Annotated in this window: 7 protein-coding genes and 2 pseudogenes; 6 read left to right on the forward strand and 3 right to left on the reverse strand. The window is 73.4% G+C overall.

Going from position 1 to position 9,402, the window contains the following annotated elements; all coding sequences use genetic code 11:
- Positions 1 to 94: 94 nt before the first annotated feature.
- The 3 genes and pseudogenes from BJF79_RS23595 to BJF79_RS23600 all read right to left on the reverse strand — a co-directional run bounded on the left by BJF79_RS23595 (position 95) and on the right by BJF79_RS23600 (position 3,094).
- Positions 95 to 1,126, reverse strand: a complete 1,032-nt coding sequence (locus tag BJF79_RS23595) for an AMP-binding protein (protein WP_316043422.1) — start codon at positions 1,124 to 1,126, stop codon at positions 95 to 97.
- Positions 1,127 to 1,397: 271 nt separating this feature from the next.
- Positions 1,398 to 1,658 (reverse strand): annotated as a pseudogene (locus BJF79_RS61270) (AMP-binding protein); the annotation flags it as partial.
- A gap of 51 nt (positions 1,659 to 1,709) precedes the next feature.
- A pseudogene (locus tag BJF79_RS23600) lies at positions 1,710 to 3,094 on the reverse strand (glycoside hydrolase family 1 protein).
- A gap of 47 nt (positions 3,095 to 3,141) precedes the next feature.
- Between BJF79_RS23600 and BJF79_RS23605 the strand changes: the two are divergent.
- From BJF79_RS23605 to BJF79_RS23630, 6 genes are all read left to right on the forward strand, one after another.
- Positions 3,142 to 3,786 (forward strand): TetR/AcrR family transcriptional regulator, encoded by a 645-nt coding sequence (locus BJF79_RS23605; RefSeq protein WP_262402469.1) that lies wholly within the window; start codon positions 3,142 to 3,144, stop codon positions 3,784 to 3,786.
- Between the two features lie 76 nt (positions 3,787 to 3,862).
- Positions 3,863 to 5,500 carry a Coagulation factor 5/8 type domain-containing protein gene (locus tag BJF79_RS23610; protein WP_075900519.1) on the forward strand — a complete coding sequence of 546 codons (1,638 nt, stop codon included), beginning with the start codon at positions 3,863 to 3,865 and terminating at the stop codon, positions 5,498 to 5,500.
- On the forward strand, positions 5,497 to 6,237 hold the full coding sequence (locus BJF79_RS23615) for an MFS transporter (RefSeq protein WP_075900521.1): 741 nt from the start codon (positions 5,497 to 5,499) through the stop codon (positions 6,235 to 6,237). Before BJF79_RS23610 ends, BJF79_RS23615 begins: the two co-directional genes overlap by 4 nt.
- Positions 6,174 to 6,701 (forward strand): MFS transporter, encoded by a 528-nt coding sequence (locus BJF79_RS55755; protein WP_158079267.1) that lies wholly within the window; start codon positions 6,174 to 6,176, stop codon positions 6,699 to 6,701. Before BJF79_RS23615 ends, BJF79_RS55755 begins: the two co-directional genes overlap by 64 nt.
- A gap of 46 nt (positions 6,702 to 6,747) precedes the next feature.
- A complete protein-coding gene (locus BJF79_RS23625) occupies positions 6,748 to 8,517 on the forward strand; it encodes a sulfatase-like hydrolase/transferase (protein WP_075900525.1) in 1,770 nt (589 codons plus the stop codon).
- A partial coding sequence (locus BJF79_RS23630; RefSeq protein ID WP_083733753.1) for a formylglycine-generating enzyme family protein occupies positions 8,514 to 9,402 on the forward strand: 889 nt, incomplete at its 3' end. The genes BJF79_RS23625 and BJF79_RS23630, both read left to right, overlap by 4 nt.

A 9,402-nucleotide genomic window follows, 5' to 3' on the forward strand; every position in this document is an offset into this window, starting at 1 on the left:
GCGTCGCCGCCGCGCTCTAGCCGGGCCCGTTCGTTGACCTGCGGCGTGTTGCCTTATGAACGGCCGGATAAGGCACACGCGCAGGTCAACGGGGTCAGCGGGGCAGGTCCACTCGGCGGACCTTGCCGGACGCGGTCTTCGGGAGGTCGTCCACGAAGACGACCTCCCGGGGGACCTTGAAGTTCGCGAGCCGCTCCTTGCAGTGCGCGATCAGCTCGTCGGCGGCGACGGACGCGCCGGGGCGGGTGCGCACGTAGGCGCGCGCGACCTCACCGAGCCGCTCGTCCGGGATCCCGATGACGCCCGACTCGGCGACCGCGTCGTGGCGGGCGAGGACGTCCTCGATCTCCGCCGGGTACACGTTGAAGCCGCCGACCGTGAACATCTCCTTCGTCCGGCCGGTGATCCGCAGGTTGCCGCGCTCGTCGAGCCGTCCCCGGTCGCCGGTGTCGAGCCAGCCGTCGCGGAGCGTCGCGGCGGTCGCCTCCGGGTCGTCGAGGTAGCCGCTCATCACGTTGTAGCCGCGCACGAGGACCGCGCCGTCCTCCCCCGTCGGAACCGGGTCGCCCTGCTCGCCCGCGATGACGACCTCGACGTCGGCGATGGCGCGGCCGCACGTGGTCGCGATCGTCTCGTCGTCGTCGTCCACCGAGCAGGCGGTGACGGTGCCGGACGACTCGGTCAGCCCGTACGCGGTGACGACCTGCGGGAACAGTTCGGCGCGGATGCGCCGGACGAGCGCGACGGGCACGTCCGCGGCGCCCGTGACGGCGAGCCGCAGCGACGACAGGTCGCGGCCTTCGCGGCCGGGCGCGTCCAGCAGCGTCGTGTAGATCGTGGGCGGGCCGGGCAGGACGGTGATCCGCTCGCGCTCGATCAGCCGGAGCGTCTCGTCCGCCTCGAACACCCGCTGCAGGACCATCGTGGCGCCCTTGAGCAGGCATGCCAGGACGCCCGCCTTGTACCCGAACGTGTGGAACATCGGGTTGACGATGAGGTACCGGTCGCCCGCGCCGACGCCCGTCCGGCCGGTCCACGCCTCGTACGTCCGGATGTTCTGCTCGTGCGTGCACAGGACGCCCTTCGGCCGTCCGGTGGTGCCCGAGGTGAACAGGATGTCGGCGATGTCGCCGGGCGCGACGGCCGCGGCCCTCGGCGTCCGCGGCGGCCGCCGGGACGGCCGCGCCCGCGCCGAGGAACGCGTCCCACGACGTGACGCCGGGCCGCTCGGGGCCGTTGAAGGTGACGATGCCGCGCAGGCCGGGCAGCCCGGGGACCGCGCCGGACGCGTCCTGCCCGAGCAGGCCCGGGTAGTCGATGCCGAGGAAGCCGTCCTCGACGAACAGCAGCTTCACCTCGGCCTTCTCCAGCGGCCAGCGGGCCTCGTCGCCCTTGTAGCGGGTGTTGAGCGGGACGAGCGCCGCGCCCGCCGACACCGCGCCGAGCACCGTCACGATCCACTGCAGCCCGTTCGGCGCCCAGATCGAGATCCGGTCGCCCGGCTCCACGCCCGCCGCCGCGAACGCGCGCGCCGCCGCCCGCACCCGGTCGCGCAGCTCGGCGTAGGTGACGCGGACGGGCCCGTCGACGACGGCCTCCGCGTCCGGGGACGTCGTCGCGGCCCGGGCCAGCACCCCGGGAATCGTCAGCTCGCTCATGACCGTCCATCGTCGTCGCGGCGGGGGTTCGACGGTACCTGGGCGTCCCGCTCACCGGTACCGGGCTAGCCGCTCCCGGAACCAGTGGTAGGACGCCTTGGGCGTGCGGGCTCCCGTGGCGAAGTCGACGTGCACGAGGCCGAACCGCTGCCCGTACCCCTCGGCCCACTCGAAGTTGTCGAGCAGCGACCACACGAAGTAGCCGCGGACGTCCACGCCGTCGCCGATCGCGCGGTGCAGGGCGCGCAGGTGGCCGTCCAGGTAGTCGATGCGGTCCCGGTCGGGGCGGCCGGGGTCGTCGTCGGGGGCGGAGCAGCCGTTCTCGGTGACGAGGATCGGCGGGAGCCGGTCGCCGTAGGTGTCGCGCAGGCCCGTCAGCAGCTCGTGCAGCCCGTCCGGGACGACCGGCCAGCCGAACCCCGTGAGGGGGTACCCGTCGATCGGGACGTCCTCGAACGGCAGCCCCGCGTCCTCGATGTGCCCGCCGACCTCGCCGAGCACCGACCCGCCCGGGGCCGCGGCCGGGGCGGCGCGCCCGGGGCGCGGACGCGGGTGGGGCTGTAGTAGTTGACGCCGAGCCGGTCGAGGGGCGCGGCGATCGCGGCGAGGTCGCCGTCGCGGACGAACGGCAGCCCGTCCCGCGCGATGCCGTAGGCGCTCATGTCGGGCAGGCGGCCGAGCAGCACGGGGTCGGTGAACAGGCGGTTCTGCAGGACGTCGAACGCGGCGGCGGCCGCGCGGTCGGCGGGCGCGCCGCTCGCGGGCCATACCGGGCTGTAGTTGTTGGTGAGGCCGACGAGCCCGGACGAGCGTTCCCGCAGCACCGGGACCGCGAGGCCGTGCGCCAGGAGCATGTGGTGGGCCGCCGGGAGCGCGTCCAGCAGGAGCGCCTCGCCGGGCGCGTGCGTCCCGATGCCGTATCCCTCGGTCATGTGGACGAACGGCTCGTTCAGCGTGATCCACGCGGCGACGCGGTCGCCGAGCCGGTCGGCGACGAGCCCCGCGTACTCGGCGAGGCGGTGCGCGGTGTCGCGGTCCATCCAGCCGCCGCCGTCCTGGAGCGCCTGCGGGAGGTCCCAGTGGTAGAGGGTGACGACGGGAGCGATGTCCCGTTCGGCCAGGGCGTCGACGAGCCGGTCGTAGAAGTCGAGCCCCTTCGCGTTGGCGGGGCCGCGCCCGTCCGGCTGGATCCGGGGCCACGCGACGGAGAACCGGTAGGCGTTGACGCCGAGGTCGCCCATCAGCGCGACGTCCTCGGGCCACCGGTGGTAGTGGTCGCAGGCCACGTCGCCGGTGTCGCCGTTCTTCACGCGGCCGGGTTCGGCGGTGAAGGCGTCCCAGATGCTCGGGCCGCGGCCGTCCGCGGCGACGGCGCCCTCGATCTGGTAGGCCGCCGTGGCCGTCCCCCAGAGCCAGCCTTCGGGAAGCGGGTCCATGGTTCTCCTAACATGAGCTGCCGTCACATTAAACATGAACAAGCGTCATGTTCACCAGAGAGGGGACCGCCATGCCGCCCGGAGTGCGCCGCAGGCCGACCCAGCGACGCAGCGCCGACCGCTTCGAGCGGCTGCTCGACGCCTGCGCCGAACTGCTCGCCGAGTCCGGCTACGAGGCGCTGACCACCCGGGACGTCGCACGCCGGGCGGGCGTCCCGATCGGCACGCTCTACCAGTTCTTCGACGGCAAGCAGGGCCTCGCGCACGAGCTGGCCATGCGCAACCTGGAGATCCTCCTCGCCCGCCTGCACGACCGGCTCGCGGCCGAACCCGTGCGGACGTGGGCGGACGCGGCCGTCCTCGGCTACGAGGAGAGCCTCGCCCTGCGCCGGACCGTCACCGGCTTCTTCGTCGCGGACTTCCGCGACACCGGCCCCGTCGACACCGACCTCGTCCGGCGCATCGACGCCGAGATGGCCGGACGGCTGCACGAGCTGGGCACCCGCGAGGCCGGGCTCCCGCCGCTGCCCGACCACGAGCGCGTCCTGCTCGTCGCCATCAACGCGTCCGACGGGCTGCTGCGGCTGGCGTTCCAGACGGCCGAGGACGGCGACCCGGCGGTGATCGCGCTCGGCGCCCGCATGCTCCGCGCCTACTTCACCGACCTCGCCGGATCGGACCGGTCAACATGAGACTTGTTCACTTTTCGCCGGATCGGTGGTTCACTCACCTCACAACCGTGGCCCCCATCCCCGGTCGAGGTGCCCCATGCTCATCCCCCGCCCGCTCCGTCCGCTCGCCACCGTCCTCACCGCCGCCGCCCTGCTCACCGCCCTGCTCGCCGCCTGCCCGACACCGTCCGCGCACGCGGCGGCGCGCGCGTCGCCGTCCTCCCCGCAAGGTGAGGTGCGGGGGTACGTCGACCTGCACAGTCACCTCATGTCGTACGAGGCGTTCGGCGGCAGCCTGCTCTGCGGGAAGCCGTTCGACCCCGGCGGCATCGAGGCGGCGCTGGCCGACTGCCCGGACCACGGCGCGAACGGCGCGTTCGCGTGGTTCGAGAACTTCACCCGGCACGGCACCCCGTTCGGGACGCACGACCCCACCGGCTGGCCCACTTTCGCCGACTGGCCCGCCTGGGACTCCCGCACCCACCAGCAGGTCTACTACGCCTGGCTGGAGCGGTCCTGGCGCGCCGGGCAGCGCGTCCTGGTGAACCAGCTCGTCGCCAACCGGCAGCTCTGCGAGGTCTACCCGCTGAAGCGCAACGCGTGCGACGAGATGGACGTCGTCCGCCTGCAGGCGCAGCGGACGCGCGAGATGGAGGCGTACATCGACGAGCGGAACGGTGGCCCCGGCCAGGGCTGGTTCCGGATCGTCACCGGCCCCGCGCAAGCCCGGCGGGTGATCGAGTCCGGCAAGCTCGCGGTCGTCCTCGGCGTCGAGACGTCCGAGCCGTTCGGCTGCCGCTCCATCGGCGGGAAGCCGCAGTGCACCCGCGACGACATCGACCGCGGGCTCGACGAGATGCGCGAACTCGGCGTCTCCTCCATGTTCCTGTGCCACAAGTTCGACAACGCGCTCTGCGGCGTCCGGTTCGACCCCGGCACGACCGGGCTCGTCGTCAACGCGGGCAACTTCCTCGGCACCGGACGGTTCTGGCAGGCCGAGACGTGCACCGGCGCGGCCCACGACAACACCATCGCCCCCGCCGGCGGACTCGGCGACGCCCTGCGGGAACCGCTCCGCTACCTCGGGATGGCGGGGATCACGCTCCCGCTGTATCCGAGCCCCCCGCACTGCAACGTCCGCGGGCTCACCGACCTCGGCGCGCACATGGTCGAGGGCATGATCGACCGGGGCATGATCGTCGAGGTCGACCACATGAGCGTCAAGGCCGCCGACGAGACGCTCTCCCTCCTGGAGGACGCGGGGTACTCGGGCGTCGTGTCGTCCCACAGCTGGACGGACGAGAACTTCGTCCGCCGCCTCTACCGGCTCGGCGGCATGGTCACCGGCTACGGCTCCCCCGCCGACGGGTTCGTCCGGGAATGGGCGGCCAACAAGCGGAACCGCGACCCCCGCCACACGTTCGGCTACGGCTACGGCCTCGACGCCAACGGCATGGGCCCCCTGCCCTCCCCCCGCACGGACAACGACGCGAACCCCCTCGGCTACCCGTTCACATCGCCGTTCGACCCGTCCGTCGAGCTGGACCGGCTCCGCACCGGGCGACGCACCTGGGACCTGAACACCGACGGCGTCGCGAACTACGGCCTGGTCCCCGACTGGCTCGCCGACGTCGGCCGCGTCGGCGGACCGGAGATCATCGCCGACCTGGCGCGCGGCGCGGAGTCCTACCTGCGGACGTGGGCGCGCGCCCGGAACGGAGCGGACCAGGCATGAGCGAGCCGACGGACGCCGCCGTCCGGACCGCCGCCGCCCCCGCCCGCGCGGACGGCGGGATCGGACGGCCCTGGCTGCTCGGATACGGCGCCGCCTGGTTCGGCTACTGGCTGATCATCCTGCTCCCGCCGCAGTTCATGACGCCGCACCTGATCGGCGAGATCGCCCCCGCCGACAAGGTCGACGTCCTGTCGTACCTGCTGATCCAGAACTCGGTCGTCGTGGTGGTCTGCGTCCCGGTCGCCGGGATGCTGTGCGACCGGACGCGGACGCGGTTCGGCCGCCGCCGCGTCTGGGCGCTCGGCGGGTTCGCGCTCGCCGCCGTCCCGTACGCGCTGATCGGGACGACGGCGAGCTGGCCCGTGGTCGCGGGCCTGATGGTGGTCGTCTCGGTCGGCGCGGCGGCCGTCCTCGCCGCGCTCAGCGCCGTGATCGCCGACCGGGTGCCGCCCCACCGGCGCGGCGCGGCGTCCGCCGCGATGGGCGTCCCGCAGGTGATCGCGCTCGTGGCCGGCATGGTGCTGGTCACGATGCTGGTGACGTCCCTCGCGTCCAGCTGGGCGGCCGTCGCGCTGCTGGCGGCGCTGTCCCCGCTGCCGTTCTTCCTCGCCCGGCCCCGGTCGCGGCCGCCGTCCGCGCGGACGCGGCGGCCGCGCCGGTGGCCGGGGAGCGGGTGCCGTTCCCCCGCCCCCGCGAGCATCCCGACTACTTCTGGGCGCTGCTGTCCCGCGTGCTGATCAACGCGGGGAACCTGGCGGGCACCACCTACCTGCTGTACTTCCTCACCGACGTGCTGCACCGCGGCGACCCCGACGGCTCGCTGCTGATCCTCACGCTCGTCTACCTGGTGTGCTGCGCCGCGACCGGCCACCTCGGCGGGGTCGTGTCCGACGCGCTGGGCCGGCGCCGCGACCTCATCGCCGTCGCCGGGGCGCTGCAGGGCGCCGCCGCCGCACTGCTCGCCGCCGCGCCCACCTGGCCGTCCGCGCTGGCCGGGGCGGTGCTGCTCGGCGCGGGCTACGGCGCGTTCCTGTCGGTCGACCAGGCGCTCGTCACCGACGTGCTGCCCGACCGGCGCAGCCGCGCCCGCGACCTCGGCGTCGTCAACGCGGCGCAGAACGTCCCCCTCGCGTTCGGCGTCGCGTGGGTCGTGCTCACCTACTTCGGCGGCTACCGCACCCTGTACGCGGTCTCCGCGTGATCATGCTGCTGGGTTCCCTCGCGGTGTACCGGATCAGGACGGTGCGATGAAGGCCATCATGGTGATGTTCGACAGCCTCAACCGGCGGTTCCTGCCGCCCTACGGCGCGACGGGGGTGCACGCGCCGAACTTCACGCGGCTCGCCGCGCGGACCGCCACGTTCGACACCTGCTACGGCGGCAGCATGCCGTGCATCCCGGCGCGGCGCGAGTTGCACACCGGCCGGTACAACTTCCTGCACCGGGGCTGGGGGCCGCTCGAACCGTTCGACGACTCGGTCCCCCAGATGCTCAAGGAACACGGCGTCCACGCGCACCTCGCGACGGACCACCAGCACTACTGGCTCGACGGCGGCGCCACGTACCATCCGCGTTTCTCCACCTTCGAGTTCTTCCGCGGACAGGAGGGCGACGAGTGGAAGGGCCACGTCGCCGACCCGCCGACGCCCGACACCGTCCCGCACGGCGCGAACCCGCTGCGGCGCCAGGACCGGGTGAACCGCCTCTACCTGACGGACGAGGCCGACCATCCGCAGACGCGGACGTTCGACGCGGGCCTGCACTTCCTCCGCACCAACCACACCGAGGACGACTGGTTCCTGCAGATCGAGACGTTCGACCCGCACGAGCCGTTCTTCAGCTACGACGACTACAAGAAGCTCTACCCGGACGACTACGACGGGCCGCTCTTCGACTGGCCCGACTACAAGCGCGTCACCGAAACCCCCGAACAGGTCGCCCACCTGAGGAACCAGTACATGGCCCTGCTGTCGATGTGCGACCGGTCGCTCGGCCGCGTCCTCGACACGATGGACGACCTCGGCCTGTGGGACGACACGCTCCTCATCGTCTGCACCGACCACGGGTTCCTGCTGGGCGAGCACGACTGGTGGGGCAAGAACGCGCCGCCGTTCTGGGACGAGACCATCCACCTCCCGCTGTTCGTGTGGGACCCGCGCAGCCGCGTCGCGGGCGAGCGCCGCGCCGCGCTCGTCCAGACGATCGACCTCGGGCCGACGCTGCTGGAGTTCTTCGGCGTCGACCGGACGCCCGACATGCGGGGCGTCCCGCTGCGCGACGCCGTCGCACGGGACGCGCCCGTCCGGGAGGCGGGCCTGTTCGGCATCTTCGGCGGCCACGTCAGCGTCACCGACGGACGGTACGTCTACATGCGGGCCTGCGCGGAACCCGGCAACCGGCCGCTCGCCGAGTACACCCTCATGCCGGCCCACATGCGCGGGCTCTTCCCCGTGGAGACGCTCCGGCAGGCCGCTCAGGCCGAACCGTTCACGTTCACCAAGGGCGTCGCCCCCCTGCGCGCGCCCGGCTACGCCTACACCGATCCCCACGCCTTCGGGACGCTCCTGTACGACCTGGAAACCGACCCGGAGCAACAGAACCCGCTCGTCGACGACGACCTCGAACTGCGCATGGCCGCCCTCATGACCGGCCTGCTCCGCGCCGAGGACGCACCGGCCGAACAGTACGAACGTCTCGGGCTGCCCCGGCACGGGCCGGTCGCGTCCGGCCATCTGCTCGTCCGCGCACAGTGGGACCGGGTGCTCGAATCCGGACGGCCCCCGCTCACCGCCGCGCAGTTCCCGGCGGCGAGGCTGGACGTGACGACGCCCGTCCGCGACCTGCTCGGCGAACCGGCCGCCGAGGCGGTGCTCCGCGAGCACCTCGGGCCGCTCCTGGACAGCCCGCTGCTGCCGGAGGCGATGCCGCTCTCCCTCCTGGAGATCGCCGGCCTGGCCGTGGGCGTCATCGGCCGCGAGACCCTGCACGCCATCGCCGACGACCTGAGGGAACTGTGACCGACGAACGCCCCTGCTGCACCCCCGCCCGCGCCGAAGCCCTCGCACCCGCCCCCTCGTCCGCGTCCGCGCCCGTCCGGGCGGGCGGCGGGGCGGCGCGCGGCTCCCTGGTGCCGATCCCCGGCGGCTCGTTCCGCATGGGGAACGACGACCGCGACGCCAACCCCGGCGACGGCGAGGGCCCGGTACGGCGCGTCACGGTGAAGCCGTTCGCGATGTCCGCGTACGCGGCGACGAACGACGAGTTCGCGGAGTTCGCCGCCGCGACCGGCTACCGCACCGACGCCGAACGGTTCGGCTGGTCGTACGTGTTCGCGGGCTTCCTGCCCGGTTCCGTGCGGCGCGTGTCGCCGCGTCCCGACCGGACGCCCTGGTGGTGCGGCGTCGCGGGCGCGTGGTGGCGGGAACCGGAGGGCCCGGGGACGAACCTGGACGAACGCGGCGACCACCCGGTCGTCCACGTCTCGTGGAACGACGCCGTGGCGTTCTGCCGCTGGGCCGGCGTCCGGCTCGCCACGGAGGCCGAGTGGGAGTACGCCGCGCGCGGCGGCCTGGACGGCGCGCGCTACGCGTGGGGCGACGAGCTCACCCCGGACGGCCGGCACATGTGCAACATCTGGCAGGGGCACTTCCCCACCCGCAACACCGTGGAGGACGGCCACCGGGGAACCGCGCCGGTCACCGCGTTCGCCCCCAACGGGTACGGCCTCTACAACGTGGCGGGCAACGTGTGGGAATGGTGCGCGGACGCTTGGGGCGACGGGCGCGCGCTGCGCGGCGGCTCCTACCTGTGCCACGAGTCGTACTGCAACCGCTACCGCGTCGCCGCCCGCACCCGCAACACCCCCGACGGCTCGTCCGGCAACACCGGCTTCCGCTACGCCC

The sequence above is a fragment of the Actinomadura sp. CNU-125 genome, from assembly GCF_001942465.1.
GTDB lineage: Bacteria > Actinomycetota > Actinomycetes > Streptosporangiales > Streptosporangiaceae > Spirillospora.